Consider the following 19,414-nt stretch of genomic DNA (forward strand, 5'->3'; position numbering starts at 1 on the left):
TCATGATAAACAACAACGAAATTTCAACTGTTCTTATCACGGGAGCCGACGGCTTCATCGGCTCACACCTAACCGAACTGCTCGTGCGCGAAGGCTATCAAGTCAAGGCGTTATCGCAATACAACTCCTTCAACAACTGGGGCTGGTTGGAAGATGTAGACTGCCTAAATAAAATAGAAGTCTTAACGGGTGATGTTCGTGATCCACATTACTGCAAACACATTACCAAAGATGTTGATATTATCTTTCATCTGGCTGCATTAATTGCTATCCCCTACTCTTACGTTGCTCCAGATAGTTATGTGGATACCAATGTCAAAGGCACGCTTAACATCTGCCAAGCTGCATTGGAAAATGGGGTAAAACGAATTATCCATACCTCAACCAGTGAGGTTTATGGTACGGCGCAATATGTTCCTATTGATGAATCCCATCCCTTACAGCCGCAGTCACCCTACAGTGCCTCCAAGATTGGTGCTGATATGATGGCAATGAGTTTTTACAATGCTTTTGAGCTGCCTGTAACTATCGCTAGACCATTCAATACTTATGGGCCCCGCCAGTCAGCTAGAGCAATTATTCCGACCATTATTAGTCAGATAGCGACAGGACAGAAACAGATAAAATTGGGCGACTTATCCCCAACCCGTGACTTCAATTATGTGGAAGATACTTGCAGAGGTTTCTTAGCGTTGGCACGTTGTGATAAGGCGATTGGCAAGACCGTTAATATTGCCTCTAACTATGAAATCTCTATGGCGGATACCCTAAACATTATCCGTGAGTTAATGCACAGCGATGTGGAATTCATTACTGATGAACAACGTCTACGCCCCGGTAAATCAGAAGTCTTCCGGCTTTGGGGTGAAAATCGCTTGATCCGCGAATTGACAGGCTTTGAGCCACAGTATGATATTCGTGCCGGTTTACAAAAAACTATTGATTGGTGTACCCGACCTACCAATCTGGCAAAGTACAAAGCCACCATCTATAACGTTTGAGCATAGCAATGTATCAACAGTTAATTGAATTTGTGCGGGATCACTACCAAACCACAGCATTTATCCCGCTCCACGCCCCAATATTCAATGGGCAGGAAAGGAACTATGTCTTAGAAACTATTGATTCAACCTTTGTTTCCAGCGTTGGGGCATTCGTAGACCGTTTTGAACAAGAGGTTGCCGCCTACACCCATAGCCCCAAAGCCATTGCTACTGTCAATGGCACTGCTGCATTACACATTGCTTTAAAACTCGTGGGCGTGGAAAACGGTGACTTGGTTATTACCCAGCCACTTACCTTTGTTGCCACTTGTAATGCGATTGCCTATTGTGGTGCTGAACCCGTTTTCGTTGATGTAGATAGGCATACACTGAGTTTATCTCCACAAGCAATGCAGGCATGGTTGGAAGAATACGCTGCTATTGATGACCAAGGTATCTGTCGCCATCGTGATAGCCAACGCATCATTCGGGCGTGTTTGCCCATGCACACCTTTGGGCATCCTGCTGATCTTGAAGGCATCATGCAGGTTTGTGAGAAGTGGCATATTGCATTAGTTGAAGATGCAGCGGAGTCACTAGGTAGCCTGTACAAGGGCAAACATACTGGCGCATTTGGCTTGTTAGGCATACTCAGTTTCAACGGCAACAAAATCATTACCACAGGTGGCGGCGGGATAATTCTGACGAATGAAGCTTTGGGTCAACACGCAAAACACATCACCACGACAGCAAAACAGCCACACCCTTATGAGTTTGTGCATGATGAGTTGGGTTATAACTACCGTTTGCCGAATCTGAATGCCGCACTCGGCTGTGCCCAACTGGAACAGTTGGAAGCTTTCGTTGCTGAGAAACGTGCTTTGGCTAAAGCCTATACAGATTTATTGGCTCATTCCTCACTGCAAGTTGTGGTCGAGCCAGAACATTGCCGCAGTAATTACTGGTTGAATGCAGTGATCTGCGAAAACCAACAACAACGGGATGAATTGTTAAAAGCCACCAATGATGCAGGTGTTATGAGTCGCCCCATTTGGCAACTGATGAACCATTTACCCATGTACCGCCATGCATTGAAAGGCGATATACCGAATGCTGAATGGTTGGCTCAACGGGTAGTCAATTTGCCTAGCAGCATAAAAAGCCAATAGCGTTTATGAAAAAACTTCTGCTAATCGGTGCCGGTGGACATTGCAAGTCTTGTATTGATGTGATTGAGCAACAAGACTTATACGAGATTGCAGGCATTATTGACAAGCCAGATTCTGCATCTGAAGCCGTGTTGGGCTACTCAGTGATTGGCACAGACGGTGAATTACCCGCTTTGAAGCAAAATTTTGACTATGCTTTGATTACCGTAGGTCATCTAAGAAATGTCACCCCTAGAGTAAAACTTTACGAACTGTTGAGAAAACTGGGTTATCAACTCCCCGTCATTGTTTCACCTTTGAGCTATGTTTCAAAACATGCCAAGGTTGGAGCGGGCACAATTATCATGCACCATGTGATTGTTAATGCTGATGCCGAGATAGGTGATAATTGCATTATCAACACCAAAGCCTTGGTAGAACATGATGCACAAGTGGGCAACCATTGCCATATATCCACCAATGCTGTGGTAAATGGTGGCGTGAATGTGGGGGAACGTAGCTTCATCGGCAGTTCAGCCACCACAAAACAATACATCGATATCCCGACAGATTCTTTTATCAAAGCAGGAAGTTTGACGCAGTGAGTGTTTTTATTATTGCCGAGGTTGGAGTCAACCATAACGGCTCGCTAGACTTAGCCAAACAGTTGGTTGATGTTGCCAACCTTTGTGGCGCAGATGCTGTCAAGTTTCAAACATTCAAGGCAAGTACCTTAGTTACCAAAACAGCGCGGCAAGCCGATTATCAAACAACCAATACCCAGAAAGAAGAAAGCCAGTTTGATATGTTGACACGTCTTGAGCTGAGTGAAGCCGGTCATCATGCCTTGTTTGAATACTGTGATCGGAAAAATATCGAGTTCATGTCTACACCATTTGACTTGCACAGTATTCAATTCTTGGCTGAACTTGGTGTGAAACGCTTCAAGATACCTTCGGGTGAGATTACCAACTACCCTTACCTCAGCCTGATTGGGTCGTTCAATAAAGAGATTATCCTCTCCACTGGCATGGCAAATTTGGGGGAAGTTGAAGCGGCCATTCAGGTATTGCTGGAGGCTGGTACGGAACAGCATAAAATCACCGTACTGCACGCAACAACGGATTATCCTACCCAAATGATAGATGTTAATTTAAGAGCCATGCAGACTATGGCACAAGCCTTTAAATTCCCCGTTGGTTATTCGGATCACACCCCCGGCATTGAAGTGCCTACTGCTGCGGTTGCTCTGGGGGCAAGTGTCATCGAAAAACATTTCACCTTAGATCGCAATCTGCCGGGGCCTGACCATAAAGCGAGTTTAGAGCCTGACGAACTTAAAGCAATGGTCGTTGCCATCCGCAATATAGAGATTGCCTTGGGGGATGGGATAAAACGCGCCTCCCCGAATGAGGCTAAAAACAAACCTATTGCTCGTAAATCCATTGTTGCCAAGCAAGATATTCAAGCGGGTAAGGTATTTACCCTTGAAAATCTAACCACTAAACGCCCAGGTACAGGTGTTTCGCCTATGCGTTGGCATGAAGTGTTAGGTAAAACAGCAAACCGTGCTTTTGTCGCAGATGAGTTAATTGAACTATGAGCCGTAAGATTTGTATCATTACTGGCACTCGTGCTGAATATGGCTTGCTGCGTTGGGTTATGCAGGGTATCAAAGATGACTCTGAACTAACCCTGCAAATCATTGCTACAGGTATGCACTTGTCACCGGAATTTGGTCTTACTTACCAAGCAATAGAACAAGACGGTTTTCAAATTGACCGCAAAGTTGAGATGCTAACCAGCTCAGATACTTCCGTCGGGATTGCCAAATCCATGGGGTTAGGCATGATCGGCTTCGCCGATGCTTTAGCGCAATTACAACCGGATATTATTGTGGTCTTAGGAGATCGTTTTGAAATTTTTGCCGCAGTATCGGCAGCATTAGTAGCCCGTATTCCAGTTGCACATTTGCATGGTGGTGAAACGACTGAAGGTGCATTTGATGAAGCATTACGGCATTCCATCACTAAAATGTCGCATTTGCATTTCGTAGCAGCCGAGGCATACCGCCAACGGGTCATTCAACTGGGTGAGCAGCCTGAACGTGTGTTTTTGGTCGGTGGGCTGGGTATTGATAACATCAAACGCCTGTCATTACTGAATAAAGCCGAAATTGAGCAATCACTGGATTTCAAACTAGGCACTAAAAACCTGTTGATCACATTCCACCCTGTCACGCTGGAAACGGCTACGGCGGCTGATCAAATGCAGGCACTGCTGTTAGCCTTAGAAGAATTGGAAGATACACAACTTATTTTCACACTCCCCAATGCTGATACTGATGGACGCACCCTTATAAAGATGGTCGAGCAGTTCGCGACTAAACATAGCAATGCCCGTGCTTACACATCTCTAGGACAACTACGTTATTTATCTTGTATAGCTCATATAGATGGAGTGGTAGGTAATTCATCTAGTGGTTTAGCTGAAGTCCCTAGCTTTAAGAAAGGGACAATTAACATTGGAGATCGTCAACGCGGCAGACTTCAAGCTGACAGTATCATCAACTGTGAACCTAATCTTGCGAGTATCAGAGCAGCTTTAGGGCAACTTTACTCTATTGAATTTCAAGAAAAGCTTTGCCATGTCATTAACCCTTACGGTGAGGGTGGGGCTACTATCAAAATTATAGATACTTTGAAACATTATAAAATCAACGAAATTCTTAAGAAAAAATTTCACGATTTACCAACAAACAATATTACGGCACATTAATTCATGAACTCATCCGAACAATTGTGGCAACAAGCTATTCTCAAGACTGATGCAACCATTGGCGAAGCCATCCGCAATCTAGATCAAGTTGCCATTAAAATTATCTTAGTGTGCAATGAGGCGGGAATTCTGGAAGGTACAGTATCTGATGGTGATATACGACGCGGGTTACTGAAAGGCTTAAACATGGATAGCCCTATTCTCAGTGTCACGCATCGCAATGCACTGGTTGTGCCACCTGATTTTAGCCGTGAAATGGTGATGCAGCTCATGGTAGCGAATAAGATCCACCAAATTCCTGTACTTGATGAAGAGCGTCATGTTATTGGCTTATACCTTTGGGATGAAATGACCTCGCCACCAGCACGCCCGAATCTTATGGTCATTATGGCGGGTGGTATGGGGACACGTCTACGCCCTCATACTGAAAACTGCCCTAAACCATTATTGCCAGTGGCAGGTAAGCCCATGCTGGAACACATTATTGAGCGCGCCAAACAAGAAGGATTTAACCAGTTCGTGCTTGCCATTCACTACCTTGGTCACATGATTGAAGATTACTTTGGTAATGGCGAGCGCTTAGGGGTACAGATTAACTATCTGCGAGAGGAAGCACCGTTAGGGACGGCTGGGGCATTGAGCTTGCTTAATCCCGTGCCTGATGCGCCCTTTGTGGTGACTAATGGCGATGTAATGACTGACATCCGTTATGGTGAACTTCTTGATTTTCACATCCGACACGCTGCGGCTGCTACTATGGCGGTACGGGTGCATGAATGGCAGCACCCCTTTGGTGTTGTGCAAATGCAAGGGGTGAATATTGTTGGTTTTGAAGAAAAACCCACCGCCCGTAGCCATATCAATGCAGGCGTTTATGCACTTGATCCGGCAGCATTGGATGTTTTAACTGCGGATAACCGTTGTGATATGCCAACGCTGTTTGAACGTTTGCAAGCTCAAATAAAACGGACGGTTGCTTACCCGATGCATGAGCCTTGGCTAGATGTGGGTAGACCGGATGATTTAGCTGCCGTGCGACTCAATGCAAATCCATGAAATTAGTTAGACATTGGACGCATGTACCAATACGAACAAGCTAACCGACTATACCGTCAGGTGTTTGGATGAAAGTGCTTTTAATTGGTTATGGCTCAATAGGACGACGCCACGATGAGGTCTTGTCTTCATTTGCAAAGATTAATGAAACGCACATCGTCACTAAACAAACCTTGGCTGATCGCGTCACGTTTAGCGCCCTTGAAAATGTCGGGAATATTCAATCGTATGATTATTTCTTAATTGCATCTGAAACTAAAAAACACTATGAGCAACTTTGTTGGTTGAATGAGCAGGTAAGTGGCAAAAAAATATTTTGTGAAAAACCTTTGTTTGAAAAACATTACGATTTGCCACCAATGAATAACCAGATTTATATAGGTTATGTTTTACGTTTTCACCCGATTTTGCAAAAAATGAAAAGCTTACTCGATGGTCAGGAAGTTTTAACGGCTAATATTGCCTGCGGTTCATACCTTCCAAGCTGGCGAACGAATATTGATTATCGGGATTCATACAGCGCGAAAAAAGCTGAAGGCGGTGGGGTGTTACTCGATTTAAGCCATGAGCTAGATTATGCCGCCTGGTTGGTAGGGAGTTTGCAGGAGGTTAAAAGCTACCAGGCCAAGGTGTCAGACTTGGAGATCGACAGCGATGATCTTGTTTCATTAGTCGGGAAAACAGATCAAAAAGCCATTATCAATTTAGTAATGGATTACTTTAGTCCATCTGCGCATCGTTTAATTCGCATCAATACTAATACGTTTACGCTCGAAGCCGACTTGATTAAAAATGAACTGATTCAAACCCACGTGAATGGTGAAAAAGACGTGTTTGCATTTCAAAGGCTGCAAAGAAACGATATGTTTCAAGCAATGCATCACGAAATTCTGTTCAATGAGCAAAAGAATTTTGTCTGCACCCTAGGTCAAGGGTTAAGCATTATGCAAACGATTAATACGATACAGGAACAAAACAATGAGTGATGTGCTTTGCACTATTTGTGCTCGAGGTGGCTCAAAAGGCGTAAAAAATAAAAACATTAAACTGCTCAACGGTAAACCCTTGCTTGCTTATACCATTGAGCAGGCATTGCAAAGTGAGTTATTTGATCATGTGGTGGTGAGCACTGATTCGGATGATATTGCGAATGTGGCAACACAATGCGGCGCAGAGGTGTTTTTTCGCCGTTCGCCGGAATTGTCTTCGGATACCGTAGGGAAATTGGACGTGATTCGCGATGCCTTGTTAAAAAGCGAAGTGCATTACAATAAAACTTACGCTTATCACGTGGATTTAGATGCTACTTCACCATTGCGTGATGTGATCGATATTGTAGTGTCGTTTAAGCAATTCAAGGCGAATAACAACAGCAATTTAATCACCGCAATGCCCAGCCGTAGAAGCCCATATTTCAATTTAATTGAGGTGGATGCAAATGGGCGGGTGGCGCTGTCTAAGAAACTAGACGGAACCGTTGTGCGCCGACAAGATGCGCCTAAGAGTTATGACATGAATGCCTCAATTTATATCTGGACAAGAGATGCACTGTTAAATCAGCCAAGTTTATTTTCAGAAACAACGGGGTTATATGTTATGCCCGAAGAACGCTCAATCGATATAGATGCCGAAGTGGATTTTGAATTTGTCGAATTTTTAATGAGAAAGAAAGATGCTAAATAATCAAATTGTAGTGGTAACCGGCGGAGCAGGCCTGATAGGTAAAGCTTTTGTTGAAGCGATTGCACAGAATGGCGGTGTCGCGATAATTGCAGATATCAGTATAGAAAGAAGTCACCAAGCTAAAGCAAGTTTGCCAGAAAGCTTGCAATATAATATTGATGTGATCGAATTGGATATTACCAATAAAGAATCCATTACCCAACAAATACAAGCCTTGCATCAAAAATATGGGCGAATCGATGCATTAGTGAATAACGCCTACCCAAGAAATAAAAATTATGGTCGTCATTTTTTTGATGTCGAGTATGAAGACTTTAATGAAAACGTAGGGTTGCATTTAGGAGGATACTTTAATGTCTCAAAACACTTTGCGAAATTCTTTGTTGAGCAAGGGCATGGCAATATTATCAATATTTCGTCTATATATGGCTTAGTCGCACCGCGCTTTCACATCTACGAAGGCACAAAAATGACCGTGCCAGTGGAATATGCGGTTATTAAGTCGGGTTTAAATCATCTAACCCAGTATATGACCGTCTACTTAAAAGATAAAAATGTCCGCGTGAATACCTTAGCGCTCGGCGGTATTTTAGATGGTCAGCCGGAATCGTTTCTTAAAAACTATCGGGATGAATGCTTAAACAAAGGCATGCTTAATCCTAAAGATATTGTGGGTTCATTGGTTTACTTGCTTTCAGAGCAAAGCAAATACGTCAATGGACAGAATATTGTTGTAGATGATGGGTTTAGTTTGTGACTTTAAAGAAGCCATTAGCATTGTTCCATATAGAATTGTATAAAAGGGAGATAGTACCCAAGCTATATCTTGCTATGTACTTGGCCAAAAACTTTAATTTTCAAATTTATCTTGGAAAAGTTGAGAATTATGCACAGGCGACAATCGGAAAAGGTGTTTACCTTAATAAAGATCATGGTGTATGGAGTGAAGAAAGGTTATTGAAAATAAAGTCTAATGGATACTTTGTTACAGCGTTTGATGAGGAGGGTATGATATATAAATCTGATGAAATTTATAACCGTTCTAGAGGTTCAAAAAAATTATTGGATGAACTCGATGCTATTTTTCTTTGGGGAGAAAATCAATCAAAAACAATCGGAAAAATTTCCCAAAATTTTAATAACAAGTTTATAACAGGATCACCTAAGTTTGATTTTTATAAAAGCGTTAAAAATAGATCTATAGATCAGAAGATTGGGGGAAGGGATGTTATAAAAGTTTTAGTCAATACACGATTTACATATGTTAATAGTTTAAACCCCACTCTCCAAAGTGACATAGATAATTTAAAAAAACTTAGTTTTGTTAAGTCAAAAGAAGATGAATTTTTATTTAGACAACTTGTTGAATCAGATAAAGTTATTTTTAATGAATTTTGTAAGTTATTTAACTTATTAGGTGATGATGAGCGTTTTGCTGTCGTCATAAGGCCACATCCTGCTGAAAATGGCGAAGTTTATAAAGAGTTCGCGAGTAAATACAATAATATACACGTTGATGGTAATTCGGATTTGATACAGCAAATTATTACGCATGACTGTGTAGTACACGATGGTTGTTCTACAGCAATTGAAGCAAGGGTTTTAGGTAAGTATGTTTTTGGATTAAGGCCTGAAAATTTAAAATCAGCATATATAGCTACAGCGAATAGATTTTCAAGAAATTTCATGGATGCAAGTTCTTTAAAGAAATATTTACTTAACAAGTCTGAATGGTACTTGGAGGATGTCGATCACTTGGGGAAATTGTTTATAGAAAACTGGAAAGATAAATCTGCGTCCATTTCGTTTGGAAAGATAATCGATTCTTTTGATTTAGAAAAAGTTGAAATATTGAAACCAAGTATTGAAAAACAAAGTGTTAAGCGATTTATTGCCGATGTAGTCTACTTTTTTGTTAGAAAATATCCCTCTTTGCTAAAACTGTTGCCAACAAGCACAGCGAAAAAGGTTCAAAACTTTTATCAGGCTAGATCTAAAAGCCAGAAAGTTTTTCCAAAAATTAAACTAGAAAATGTGAAAGAACAAATTAATTATCTATGTGGTCTTGATGAAATCCTTGGTAATTATGAAAAATACAATATAAAAAAAATAAATTCTTATTCCTTTGTTATTACCTATGATTAACTCTATGATTAACCAATACCTCTCCAACCAACCAGGCATGGTGCTTGAATCCGATTTAGCGGGCGAGTTTCCGCTGTATCTTTATTGGCCGCAAGATCAATCGACCTTGTTGTATTCCACCTCGATTACCGAGTTATTAAACGATGCGTGCGTGCCGAAGCCGTTAAAGGTCAGCACAGAAGGCCTGTCGTTTTTATTGCAAAGCGGAGTGGTGCCACCGCCGAAAACCGCTTATCAGGATATTTACCTTCTCGGCATTGGCGACAAGGCGAAGGTATCCACGATCAATGGCAAAGTCGACATTCAATTTAGCCACGCATTTCCGTTTTTAAACGCCAACCGTTTACAAGCCGATGAAATGCAGCCGGATGAAAACTTAATCCTGCAAATGTTGGCAGAAGCAACAATCAGTCGCATAGATCAATCAAAACCAAGTTTTTTATTCCACAGTGCAGGAAAAGATAGTAATACGATTGCATTAGCATTAGCTGAAGCAGGCTGGCAAAATAAGGTGACTCTTATTACCCACAAATCCAAAGGCAAAGCTGACGAAAGTGAAATTAGTAAAAAAATTGCTAAGCAACTTGGCTTTAAACATCAAGTGTTATATGAAGTCGATCAACTACAAATCAATCACAAACTCGCGATTAAAGAATATTTAATCCAGACACCTTTCCCTTGTACTGATAATGTGACACTAGCTTATCCTATTTATACACATCAACTCCCAGAGCTTAAAGGTGCAAATATTATTGATGGAGGTGGCAACGATAGCTATATGACGATACCACCGAGTGTTCGAGACTTAAAAGTCATTCCACTATCGAAGTGGACACATTACGCCAGCTTTATTCGTCACCTAGTACAGTCAGAGAGTGTACTATCTCTAGTGATTCGCACCCCAGCAGAATGGTGTGGCATGAGTGGTCTAAGTCTTGCTGATGCAAAAAAATTAATGCCTGATACAGTGAGTGTTTATCCGTATTGGAAACAAGAAAGTCAACTACGTAAAGATTTGGATTTATTTGATTTTAAAACTAGTATATTAACGCCAGTAACTGCTTCTGAATTGCATATTAGAAAAGTCAGGAACTTTGCTGATTCTATCTCTTCAAACATGGTATTACCTTTTGCCAATCAAATCATTGCTGAATACTTCGCCAATATGCCGGAAGAATATTTATTTGACCGTAAAACTCTTAAAAACAAACTTATTCTCCGCAAAATTTTAAAGGAGCGTATCGGCTTAGATTCTGATGCATTAGGTAAAATGGGATTCAAATACGATTCACGTAGCATTGTACTACAAAACAATGATGAACTTTTCCAGGAAATTTTTTCTTGTAAACTTTGGAATCAAGTAGGACTAGAGAAAGTGCTAAAGCGTCTGAAGCACAACATGAATGGACAAGGTTGGAGTTCTATAGCATCAGGGCGATTTTTGTATAGAATCTACCTTTTATCAGGATGGTATAACAATAATTTCACTATAAATATTGAGAGCTAGATGAATCTTACTACACTGCACCTATACTTATTTGTTAGCTTTGTTGCACTAATAGGTTTTAGCACAAAAGTAAAAAAATTACATAAGTATTACAAAATAGGGATTTACTTTATACTTCTACTAGGGTCTACTCTTCTATTAGCTAGAGACCCTCTAGCACCAAATGATGCTTATAATTATATAATAATGTATAATAATAGTGATAGTTTTAGGCAAATTTTTAACGCTTATCATGGTAACTATTTTTTTTCTTTTACTCAATTTATTGGAAATTATTTTAATGTAGAAGCAGAAAGATTTCTTCTTATTCAATCCTTTCTGCTTTTTCTTTTAACTTTAATATCATTCAGACTTATTTTTAGAGAAAGCCATGAGTACCTTCTAGGCATATCATTATTTTTATTAACATCAACTTTTATTTTATTATATACTAATGTTATCAGACAAGGCTTGGCTCTATCATTGTTGTTTTTGGCATTGGGTTTTTTCTTAAGAAAGTCGTATATAAACTCATATTTAGCCATGGCACTTTCTTTCTTTTCACACTATTCGGCAATAATTTTTATATTATTTATTTTCACACAATCATTTATAAAAATAAATAACAGGTCTTACTTTTATATTTTAATAACCCCACTTGTGATAGCTCCAGCTTATTACATACTACCAAATCTTAGTAATTTTTTCTCAAAAATAGATACCTTTTCCGAAAAAAGTTATGAGAACGCACTAGTTTATGCAAAAATCTTCATACTATATATCTCTCTTATTTTATTTTTCTATTTAGGGAAAAAAAATAACTTGTTCAGCATTAAAAAATATAGTTTCTTGTTTAAAATTTATTGGCTTTTAGTCATTTTTACGTTTTTTACACTTCCTGTATTACTCTTAGCCTCTCGCTTCCTATATTACGCCAGTGCATTAATGCCATTATTGTTTACTATTGTAATTTTTCGCTCTAAAAGCTCTTTAAGAATAAGTTATAGGCTATTTATAAGCTTCATTTCAACATTAATATATGGCTACTTTGTTTATAGTTACTCATCTACGCAACAGATGTTAGGAATATATTTTTGAAAAAAATTCTTTACATTACTAGTACACTTAAAAACTCTGGTCCAACTAATCAACTCTTTAATCTAATAAAGTATCTTGATCGAAGCCAGTTTACCCCTCATCTCATAACTCTTTCTCCAGAGCCAACGGATAGCAGATGGAAAGACTACAAAAATATAGGTGTCCAACTACATACACTTAACTTATCTCGATTCTCAGGTATGCTCTTTGCTAAAGAGTATCTCTACAACCTAATCAAGGTAATTCAACCGGATTTGATTCATACGCAAGGAATACGCGCTGATAGTCTGTTGGCTTCACTCCGCCTCAATGCTCCTTGGGTGATGACTTCACGTAACTTTCCTCCTGATGACTATCCAAGCAAATTTGGTCGCTTAAAAGGTGCACTAATGATTAGACAACATTTTTCGACCATGAAGCATTGTAAGTACTTAGTTACTTGCTCTAAAACCATACAGAAAAAATTATCAACTGTAGGTATTCAAGGAATAGCGATACAAAATGGAGTACAAACCTCGATAGGTGATCCATCAAAAGTTTCTTTATTTAATGATTTACCTCGACCTATCTTTATTTCAGTAGGCAGCTTGATTCCACGTAAAAACATGCACTTATTAATCAAGTCCTTTGCTGATTTATCTAAAAAAGATAAAGGCACTCTTATTATCTTGGGTGATGGTCCATTGATGAATCAATTAAGTGCAACTGCTATCAAAGATGTTCATCTCGTTGGTAATGTTAATAATGTTCCTGACTACCTTGCAGGTGCTGATTACTTTGTCTCTTCTTCTTTATCAGAGGGTTTACCTAATACTGTGCTTGAAGCATTAGCGGCTGGTCTTCCAGTTATTTTATCAGATATTGAATCACATCAGGAAATCGCTTATGAATCCTCAAAATCTTGTAAAATATTCAGCCTAAAAGCAGGCTCAACATCTTTAGCTGAGACTATGGCAAGTGCAACTAAAGACTTCGATGATACTGCACGATTGGATGCAAAGAGACTTGCTAATGATGTTTTTTCAGCAAAGCGTATGTCTATAAATTATCAGGAATTTTATAACAGCATATGGGAGATGAAGTGAGTAGTTATAACGTCTTAGAACGCGGTATTGCAAGGCTTCTTGGATACTTTCCGGCAGCAAAAAAATTTTCCAAATTTAGTTACTCTCACTTGATGTACTTGATATACAAAAAATCTTTCAAGCATCAATCAATTGCTGATCCGGTAGCTTACACACCAAACCAACAAAGTAGCTTTTTCGGCTATTACGATAAAGCACCTGAAAGTAGTAAAGGCGTTATTTTAGCTCAGATTTTCGCCAACTCAACCCATAAAAAGCCTTCTGCTCAGAAAGGGATTGAATTAGTAGTTTTTGATAAACAAAAAAAGCCTCTACTTCATATACCCATCTGTGCTTATAACTGGCAACAAGGTTGTCGTGCGCATTGGTTATCTAATGATCTTTTTATCTTCAATGATTTTAACCACTCAAAAAATTCTTATGTAGCTCGTGTTTATTCACTTGCCACTCAGCAACAAGTCAAAACCTTTGATCACCCTGTTCAAGATTCCTTTAAAACAGACTATTTTATTTCATTAAATTACCGACGTTTAATGGCTTTACGACCTGATTATGGTTATCGAAATTTACCTTCTTTGGAAAAAGAACAACTATCTGATCTACAAAACGATGGACTCTGGCGTATTGAATATGCCACAGGTGAAGCTAAATTACTTATCTCTTTGGCTGATGCCTGTAAGGTCAATCCACACCCTGAATTTGAAAACGCTACCCATAAATTTAACCATGTAATGATTTCCCCAGATGGGACACAATTCATTTTCTTACATCGTTATCTTCTTGGAAAACGCCGCGTTGACCGACTCATGTTAGCAGATTCAAAAACAGGTGTACTAAAACTACTCTCAGACTACGGTATGGTAAGCCACTGCTTCTGGGCTGATGACAAAATAATCCTTGCTTATATGAGAGGTCCAGAGAATAAAGATGCTTACTGGCTACTTGATATAACAACAAAAACTTTCACACACTTCCCTTACTTAGAAAGTTATGGAGACGGTCATCCCCATGTACACGGTGACTGGTTCGTTACAGATACTTATCCAGACAAAGCACGTATGCAACACTTATTATTAGCGAATTGGAAAACAAGCGAAGTAAAAAAATTAGGCGAATTTTTTCATGGCTTTGAATTTAATGGTGAGACACGTTGCGACCTACATCCTCGATTTAGCCCTGATGGCAAAACTGTTTACTTTGATTCAGTTTTTTCAGGCAAACGTCAACTTTATGCAATGGGGATAGACTATTGAATTTTTCAGTCTTAATGTCTGTCTATGCTAAAGAAAATGCTCGCTATTTAGAGGAATGCCTAAATAGTCTAGCAAAACAAACACTTCAAGCAAACGAAGTCATTTTGGTTGAAGATGGACTGATTACTACGGATCTGTCTGAAATAATTAAACAATATCGAAACGAGTTAAATATTATATCTGTCCGCATTCCAAAGAATGTAGGTTTAGCCATGGCTTTAAATACAGGCTTGAAAAACTGCTCATATAACTTAATAGCTCGAATGGATACAGACGATATCGCTTTACCCATACGATTTGAAAAACAAATAGACTTTATAAAAAAGAATCCTGATGTAGATATTGTTGGATCATTTGCGATAGAGATAGATGAGCATGGAGCACATGGAAATACAAGAAAAACCACAGTCAACCATGACCAGATCCACAAAAACTTATTTACCTGTCCCTTCATACATCCCACTATCCTTTTTAAAAAGGATAAAATCACAGCACTGGGAGGATACAATACGAAACTGAAACGTCGTCAGGATTATGAGCTATGGTTTCGATGTGCACAAGCTGGCGCGAAATTTGCCAATATTCCAGAATCCTTATTGTTATACCGTTTTACAACACAGACACATAAACGCCAAAACCTTAAAACTTGTATTGAACAAGGAAATATTGGATATAACGGTGTCAAGTCACTCAAACAACCATTATGGCAAGGCATTGCTTGTTATATTCCTATCCTAAGAGCAATACTACCCCATAAAATACAACATATAATCTATCCAATTTTAAAAAAATTTGATCCAAGGCAAAAGGAATATTCTTGAACAAACTCTTAATCACTGGTGCTACCGGCTTCGTCGGCTCTGCCCTCATCCAACACCTACACCAACAAGGTCACACCCTCACCGCAGCAGTACGCCGCGTCACCGATAGCCTCCCCTCCAATATCCAACAAGCCCCCATAGGCAACCTACTCCCCGACACCAACTGGACACCCGCCCTCAATAATGTGGATACCATCATCCACCTCGCCGCCCGTGTCCACGTCATGCACGACACCGCCACCGCCCCCTTAACCGAATTCCGCCGCACCAACACCGCCGCCACCCTCAACCTCGCCCAACAAGCCGCCGCAGCCGGAGTACGCCGCCTCATCTACCTAAGCTCCATTAAAGTCAACGGCGAAACCACCGCACCGGGGCAACCTTTCGTGGCTTCGACTACGCTCAGCCACCACGCTGTGAATTGCCCTTCGACTTCGCTCAGGGCGCGAACTCGGTCACTGAGCGAAGCCGAAGTAGACCCCTACGGACAATCCAAACAAGAAGCCGAACAAGGCTTACGTGAAATCGCCCAACAAACCGGCTTAGAAGTCGTCATTATCCGCCCCCCCCTAGTCTACGGCGCAGGCGTAAAAGCCAACTTCCACAATATGATGCACTGGCTACACAAAGGCATCCCCCTCCCCCTAGGCAACATCCATAACCAACGCAGCCTAGTCGCCCTGCCCAACCTCATCGACTTAATCACCACCTCCATCGACCACCCTGCCGCCGCCAACCAAACCTTCCTCGTCTCTGACGGCGAAGACCTTTCCACCACCGAACTCTTGCAACGCCTCAGCCGCGCCTTGGGCAAACCCGCCCGCTTACTCCCCATCCCCCAAAGCTGGCTGGAAACCGCCCTAACCCTGGTGGGCAAACGCGCCATCGCCCAACGCCTCTGCGGCAACCTGCAAGTCGACATCAGTAAAACCCACGACCTGCTCGGCTGGTCTCCCCCCGTCAGCGTCGATGCAGCCCTGCGTCAGACTGCCCAAGCCTATCTCACCAATACCCAACGTAATAAGCAATCATAAATAAATACAATCCATGTGACACCCATCACAGAAACCACCAAGGGTAAGTTATATAAATATAACTAATTAATATAAATGCTATTTCAATGCTGTTTACTGATACGATCAGCATTATTTATTGATTAACACAAAGGGGTATAGAGGAAATGCTGCGTAACAAACGTTTCTTAGCCATAGCGCTCGTCGTTAGCACAGTTTGCAGCTACTACCTGTTTGCATCGCCTAAGCTGTGGGATTCCGCACCAACCGACGCAGCCCTAAATCAATTACCCGATGTATCCACATCTCTGGAATCACCACCCTCGCCCACAGATCAAAGCAACACGGCAATGATTCCAGAAAGTATAATTTCAAGCATCCCCGCTAAGAGCGATACCATAGCACCAACCAATGCAGCGGAAACCTCAATCAATCATGACTTTAACGTAGTATCAGCCGAAGTCTTAGCATTAGAACAGCAATACCGCGAAGGCAAACTGCCAATAAGCGCATCCGATGAAGTTGATTTCTCCCCCGATGCGGCTGTCACACCAGAGGTCGCAGAGCTTGAAAGGCAATACCGCACAGGTGAAATACCAATACTCACAATTGATGACATCGACACCACGCCTAATGCCCCGGTTACACCAGAAACCGCCGAACTCGAAAGACAATACCGAGCGGGGGAGACTCCACTTTATTCACCTGATGAAATTGACTTCTCACCAGACGCTGCCATCACTCCCGAAGTCGCGGAACTCGAAGCACAATATCGCCAACGAGAAACCGGACAACGCGAGGAATAAACCTCGAAATATTTACCAACCACGCAAATTCAGGAAACCGACATGAAACCTAAACTCTTCACACTATTACTCACTGCCATCTTAGTAATGGCGACCAGCCAAGCTAATGCAGCAATATTTACAAAAACAGGAAAAATCGTTAGAGTGCTATCAGATTCAAAGAAATATGGAGGCTGTATGGCGCTACTCGATGTATCAATCGGTAACAGTTGCCCTAATAGTGGCTGGGTCTCTTTAGATTGCAAAGCAGTTAAAACTCCTGCCGGTGATGGCAATCGCCATTTTGCTAGCGCACTATTAGCCGCATCATTAAATAAACAGGTCACAGTTTATATTAATAATGCCAACAAGATTGACAACTACTGCGTAGCCGACAGAATTGACACCATATTTTAAACAACCACTACCTTCAGGGCATCTCCTTATACACAAGTCACCAAGCTACTGTAAACTGAGCCATTTTTGCCGATGAACTGGTCATCCACCGAACTTAACGATCTTGACTTGGGAGACAATCGTCTCGAAGTCCGCGCCGCCACGATCCTCAACGCCATGTTGCACGCCCCGCAATCCAGCATCCCCAAGGCTTGCCGGATCAGGTCAAGCACCTTGGCAACCTACCGTTTCTTCTGGAATGAGGCGGTTAGCCATGAAGCATTGATGGCCTCACACTTTGAGGCGACCGAGTGCCGAATCCGTCAACAGGACTCGAAGATAATCCTGTGCATCCAGGACACCACTGAACTGGACTTCAACGGGCAGGAAACCGAAGGTCTGGGCCGGTTATCCTACGACAGGCAACGCGGGATGTACCTGATCTGGCCCAGCAATTCCGGACATCTCAAGAAGTGAGGGCTTTAGCCTCAAAGTCCACCGGGCTGAGATAGCCAAGTGTACTGTGCAGGCGGTTGCGGTTGTAGTCCGTTTCGATATATTCAAACACGGTTTGCTTCATATGTTCACGGGTGGCAAAGCGTTCACCCTGGATGGCCTCCACTTTCAGGGAATGGAAGAAGCTTTCAGCACAGGCATTGTCATAACAGTTCCCTTTGGCACTCATGCTGCCAAGCAGTTGATACTTTTGTAACAAATCCCGGTAGGCATGTGAACAGTATTGGCTGCCACGGTCAGAATGCACAACCACGCCTTTGGGGCGTTTGCGCTTGAAAATGGCCATTTGCAGGGCATCACACACCAAATCAGCGGCCATGCGCTCACCCATAGCCCAGCCAATCACCTGGCGTGAAAACAGGTCAATCACAACGGCGAGATAGGGCCAGCCTTCGTCTGTCCCCAGGTAGGTGATGTCACCCACCCACTTTTGGTTGGGTGCTGTGGCGGTGAAGTCTTGCCCCAGCAGGTTATCAAATACCGGCAGGTTGTGGTTACTGTTGGTGGTGGCCTTGAACTTACGGGCAGCCTTGGCAACCAGCCCTTGGCGGCGCAGGCTGGCAGCAACGGTCTTGCGGTTACAGGCATGGCCTTGTTTGACCAATATACGTTGCAACCGGCGTGCGCCGGAACGGCTTTTGTGTTTGGTAAACAAGCGGGCAACCTCCTGATCAAACTCAGCTTTTTGTTGCTGGCGGCGTTGCTTGCGCTCCACTTGAACCAGCCATTCGTAGTAACCGCTGCGGGACACCGCCAACAGGTGGCAGAGGGTTTTCAGCCTGAATTGGGTGCGGTGCTCCCGGATAAAGGCGTACTTCACTTGAGCTGTTTCGCAAAGTACGCGCTGGCTTTTTTTAGGATGGACACCTCTTCCTGTGCTACTGCCAGTTCACGGCGCAAGCGGGCGTTTTCGGTTGACAGTTCCTGTTCACGTTGGCTGACCGTCTGTTGGTGCTGTTGCTGGCTGCGCCATTGGTACAGTTGCGGTTCGCGCAAGCCCAATTGCCGCGCTGCTTCAGGTACACCAAGCCGCTCTGCCAGTTTCAGGGCTTCAGCCTTGTAGCTGGCGCTGTGGCGGGTATAGGGCTTTTTGTCGGTTTTTGCAGTTTTCATCGTTCACCTCAAGGTCAAGTACGTAGTGTACTCACTTCTTGCTGTGTCCGGAGGT

20 protein-coding genes are annotated in these 19,414 nt (G+C 42.0%); 19 read left to right on the forward strand and 1 reads right to left on the reverse strand.

All coding sequences use genetic code 11. The annotated features are described in order from the left end of the window. Nucleotides 1–2 precede the first annotated feature (2 nt). The 19 genes from THINI_RS08200 (at nt 3) to THINI_RS08290 (ending at nt 18,207) form a co-directional block, all read left to right on the forward strand. Nucleotides 3–1,001: an NAD-dependent 4,6-dehydratase LegB gene (locus THINI_RS08200; protein ID WP_002708150.1), complete on the forward strand. Its 999-nt coding sequence runs from the start codon at nt 3–5 to the stop codon at nt 999–1,001. Between the two features lie 8 nt (nt 1,002–1,009). Then, a complete protein-coding gene (locus THINI_RS08205; protein ID WP_002708151.1) occupies nt 1,010–2,152 on the forward strand; it encodes a LegC family aminotransferase in 1,143 nt (380 codons plus the stop codon). Nucleotides 2,153–2,157: 5 nt separating this feature from the next. Then, on the forward strand, nt 2,158–2,736 hold the full coding sequence (locus THINI_RS08210) for an acetyltransferase (protein ID WP_002708152.1): 579 nt from the start codon (nt 2,158–2,160) through the stop codon (nt 2,734–2,736). Next, the gene (gene neuB / locus THINI_RS08215; protein ID WP_002708153.1) at nt 2,733–3,734 is read left to right on the forward strand and encodes an N-acetylneuraminate synthase; all 1,002 of its coding nucleotides are present in this window, start codon (nt 2,733–2,735) and stop codon (nt 3,732–3,734) included. Before THINI_RS08210 ends, neuB begins: the two co-directional genes overlap by 4 nt. Further along, nucleotides 3,731–4,909: a UDP-N-acetylglucosamine 2-epimerase gene (gene neuC / locus THINI_RS08220; protein ID WP_002708154.1), complete on the forward strand. Its 1,179-nt coding sequence runs from the start codon at nt 3,731–3,733 to the stop codon at nt 4,907–4,909. Before neuB ends, neuC begins: the two co-directional genes overlap by 4 nt. Before the next feature lie 3 nt (nt 4,910–4,912). Next, nucleotides 4,913–5,965 (forward strand): nucleotidyltransferase family protein, encoded by a 1,053-nt coding sequence (locus tag THINI_RS08225; RefSeq protein WP_002708155.1) that lies wholly within the window; start codon nt 4,913–4,915, stop codon nt 5,963–5,965. Between the two features lie 68 nt (nt 5,966–6,033). Further along, a complete protein-coding gene (locus THINI_RS08230; RefSeq protein ID WP_002708156.1) occupies nt 6,034–6,951 on the forward strand; it encodes a Gfo/Idh/MocA family protein in 918 nt (305 codons plus the stop codon). Next, nucleotides 6,944–7,648, forward strand: a complete 705-nt coding sequence (locus THINI_RS08235) for an acylneuraminate cytidylyltransferase family protein (protein WP_002708157.1) — start codon at nt 6,944–6,946, stop codon at nt 7,646–7,648. Before THINI_RS08230 ends, THINI_RS08235 begins: the two co-directional genes overlap by 8 nt. Continuing rightward, entirely contained in the window at nt 7,638–8,405 is a 768-nt protein-coding gene (locus tag THINI_RS08240) for an oxidoreductase (protein WP_002708158.1), read from the forward strand. The genes THINI_RS08235 and THINI_RS08240 overlap by 11 nt, the downstream gene beginning before the upstream one ends. Beyond that, entirely contained in the window at nt 8,402–9,793 is a 1,392-nt protein-coding gene (locus THINI_RS08245; protein ID WP_002708159.1) for a surface carbohydrate biosynthesis protein, read from the forward strand. The genes THINI_RS08240 and THINI_RS08245 overlap by 4 nt, the downstream gene beginning before the upstream one ends. A gap of 4 nt (nt 9,794–9,797) precedes the next feature. Next, the gene (locus THINI_RS08250) at nt 9,798–11,300 is read left to right on the forward strand and encodes an asparagine synthetase B family protein (RefSeq protein ID WP_040839282.1); all 1,503 of its coding nucleotides are present in this window, start codon (nt 9,798–9,800) and stop codon (nt 11,298–11,300) included. Further along, nucleotides 11,301–12,377, forward strand: coding sequence for an EpsG family protein (locus THINI_RS27230; RefSeq protein WP_002708161.1), 1,077 nt, complete (start codon nt 11,301–11,303; stop codon nt 12,375–12,377). Beyond that, nucleotides 12,374–13,462, forward strand: a complete 1,089-nt coding sequence (locus THINI_RS08260; RefSeq protein ID WP_002708162.1) for a glycosyltransferase — start codon at nt 12,374–12,376, stop codon at nt 13,460–13,462. The genes THINI_RS27230 and THINI_RS08260 overlap by 4 nt, the downstream gene beginning before the upstream one ends. Beyond that, a complete protein-coding gene (locus tag THINI_RS08265; protein ID WP_002708163.1) occupies nt 13,459–14,715 on the forward strand; it encodes a TolB family protein in 1,257 nt (418 codons plus the stop codon). Before THINI_RS08260 ends, THINI_RS08265 begins: the two co-directional genes overlap by 4 nt. Further along, the gene (locus THINI_RS08270) at nt 14,712–15,536 is read left to right on the forward strand and encodes a glycosyltransferase (protein ID WP_002708164.1); all 825 of its coding nucleotides are present in this window, start codon (nt 14,712–14,714) and stop codon (nt 15,534–15,536) included. The genes THINI_RS08265 and THINI_RS08270 overlap by 4 nt, the downstream gene beginning before the upstream one ends. After that, nucleotides 15,533–16,570, forward strand: coding sequence for a UDP-glucose 4-epimerase family protein (locus THINI_RS08275; RefSeq protein WP_002708165.1), 1,038 nt, complete (start codon nt 15,533–15,535; stop codon nt 16,568–16,570). Before THINI_RS08270 ends, THINI_RS08275 begins: the two co-directional genes overlap by 4 nt. 146 nt (nt 16,571–16,716) lie before the next feature. Continuing rightward, entirely contained in the window at nt 16,717–17,355 is a 639-nt protein-coding gene (locus tag THINI_RS08280; protein WP_002708166.1) for a hypothetical protein, read from the forward strand. A gap of 42 nt (nt 17,356–17,397) precedes the next feature. Further along, nucleotides 17,398–17,751, forward strand: coding sequence for a hypothetical protein (locus THINI_RS08285; RefSeq protein WP_040839288.1), 354 nt, complete (start codon nt 17,398–17,400; stop codon nt 17,749–17,751). 72 nt (nt 17,752–17,823) lie between these two features. Further along, the gene (locus tag THINI_RS08290; protein WP_002708168.1) at nt 17,824–18,207 is read left to right on the forward strand and encodes an IS4/Tn5 family transposase DNA-binding protein; all 384 of its coding nucleotides are present in this window, start codon (nt 17,824–17,826) and stop codon (nt 18,205–18,207) included. Here THINI_RS08290 and THINI_RS08295 read toward each other — a convergent pair. Beyond that, nucleotides 18,197–19,359 (reverse strand): IS3 family transposase gene (locus THINI_RS08295; protein WP_425358282.1). Its coding sequence is split into 2 segments (ribosomal slippage): nt 18,197–19,095 and nt 19,095–19,359, totalling 1,164 coding nucleotides; the frame shifts between segments, so codons are not numbered across the junction. The genes THINI_RS08290 and THINI_RS08295 overlap by 11 nt on opposite strands. Nucleotides 19,360–19,414 lie beyond the last annotated feature (55 nt).

This window comes from Thiothrix nivea DSM 5205, from assembly GCF_000260135.1.
GTDB lineage: Bacteria > Pseudomonadota > Gammaproteobacteria > Thiotrichales > Thiotrichaceae > Thiothrix > Thiothrix nivea.

Coding starts and splice junctions, on each gene's coding strand:
- THINI_RS08200 (WP_002708150.1), top strand. CDS start 3: ATGATAAACAACAACGAAATTTCAACTGTTCTTATCACGGGAGCCGAC.
- THINI_RS08205 (WP_002708151.1), top strand. CDS start 1,010: ATGTATCAACAGTTAATTGAATTTGTGCGGGATCACTACCAAACCACA.
- THINI_RS08210 (WP_002708152.1), top strand. CDS start 2,158: ATGAAAAAACTTCTGCTAATCGGTGCCGGTGGACATTGCAAGTCTTGT.
- neuC (WP_002708154.1), top strand. CDS start 3,731: ATGAGCCGTAAGATTTGTATCATTACTGGCACTCGTGCTGAATATGGC.
- THINI_RS08225 (WP_002708155.1), top strand. CDS start 4,913: ATGAACTCATCCGAACAATTGTGGCAACAAGCTATTCTCAAGACTGAT.
- THINI_RS08230 (WP_002708156.1), top strand. CDS start 6,034: ATGAAAGTGCTTTTAATTGGTTATGGCTCAATAGGACGACGCCACGAT.
- THINI_RS08235 (WP_002708157.1), top strand. CDS start 6,944: ATGAGTGATGTGCTTTGCACTATTTGTGCTCGAGGTGGCTCAAAAGGC.
- THINI_RS08240 (WP_002708158.1), top strand. CDS start 7,638: ATGCTAAATAATCAAATTGTAGTGGTAACCGGCGGAGCAGGCCTGATA.
- THINI_RS08250 (WP_040839282.1), top strand. CDS start 9,798: ATGATTAACCAATACCTCTCCAACCAACCAGGCATGGTGCTTGAATCC.
- THINI_RS27230 (WP_002708161.1), top strand. CDS start 11,301: ATGAATCTTACTACACTGCACCTATACTTATTTGTTAGCTTTGTTGCA.
- THINI_RS08280 (WP_002708166.1), top strand. CDS start 16,717: ATGCTGCGTAACAAACGTTTCTTAGCCATAGCGCTCGTCGTTAGCACA.
- THINI_RS08285 (WP_040839288.1), top strand. CDS start 17,398: ATGAAACCTAAACTCTTCACACTATTACTCACTGCCATCTTAGTAATG.
- THINI_RS08290 (WP_002708168.1), top strand. CDS start 17,824: ATGAACTGGTCATCCACCGAACTTAACGATCTTGACTTGGGAGACAAT.